The organism is Neokomagataea anthophila (assembly GCF_018122595.1).
GTDB classification, from domain to species: Bacteria; Pseudomonadota; Alphaproteobacteria; order Acetobacterales; family Acetobacteraceae; genus Gluconobacter; species Gluconobacter anthophilus.
The window spans coordinates 1-1,056 of sequence record NZ_JAGRQH010000024.1; the positions used below are offsets into that span (position 1 = coordinate 1).

A 1,056-nucleotide genomic window follows, 5' to 3' on the forward strand; every position below is an offset into this window, starting at 1 on the left:
CTCTACCCCCGAGGGTAAACATCCGACGGTCTACCTCAATAGATTTCGCGGAGAACCAGCTATTTCCGAGTTTGATTGGCCTTTCACCCCTAACCACAGCTCATCCCCGACTTTTTCAACAGGCGTGGGTTCGGCCCTCCAGTGCGTGTTACCGCACCTTCAGCCTGGCCATGGCTAGATCACTCGGTTTCGGGTCTTCTGCCAGCAACTCATTCGCCCTATTCAGACTCGCTTTCGCTACGCCTACACCTAACGGCTTAAGCTCGCTGCAAACAGAAACTCGCTGACCCATTATACAAAAGGTACGCCGTCACCCCATATGAGGCTCCGACTGCTTGTAGGCGTCCGGTTTCAGGTCTCTTTCACTCCCCTTATCGGGGTGCTTTTCACCTTTCCCTCACGGTACTTGTTCACTATCGGTCACTGAGGAGTATTTAGGCTTGGAGGGTGGTCCCCCCATGTTCAGACAGGGTTTCACGTGCCCCGCCCTACTCAAATCCTTATCAAGACATTATGCATACGGGGCTATCACCCATTATTGCCGGACTTTCCAGACCGTTTTGCTTCTCCTTAATAAGGCATTGGCCTGCTCCGCGTTCGCTCGCCACTACTAGCGGAATCTCTGTTGATGTCTTTTCCTCCGGGTACTTAGATGTTTCAGTTCCCCGGGTTCGCCTCATACACCTATGTATTCAGTGCATGATCCTCTTACGAGGGGGTTGCCCCATTCGGACATCCACGGATCAAAGCTTGTTCGCAGCTCCCCATGGCTTTTCGCAGCGTACCACGTCCTTCATCGCCTCTCAGTGCCAAGGCATCCACCGAACGCCCTTCTCATTCTCACACTACGCTCAGCGCTCTCAAGTACACTCCAAAGAGAATACTCAAGGCCCTGAACACATGCACAGAAACCAGCCACACCCTAAGATGCTGCCGACTTCTGCTTATGCTGCAGTGTCAGACACACTCTTAATTCTTCACCATCTGAATGCTGAACGCCATTCTCTTAGCATTGCACCAAAGGTACAAAGGGTCAGACCAACCCGAGAACGGCAC

The 1,056-nt window shown here is 52.6% G+C and carries 1 rRNA gene; it reads right to left on the minus strand.

Annotation, left to right across the window (positions count from 1 at the left end):
* Positions 1 to 845, minus strand: a 23S ribosomal RNA gene (locus KB213_RS11950); the annotation flags it as partial.
* Positions 846 to 1,056 lie beyond the last annotated feature (211 nt).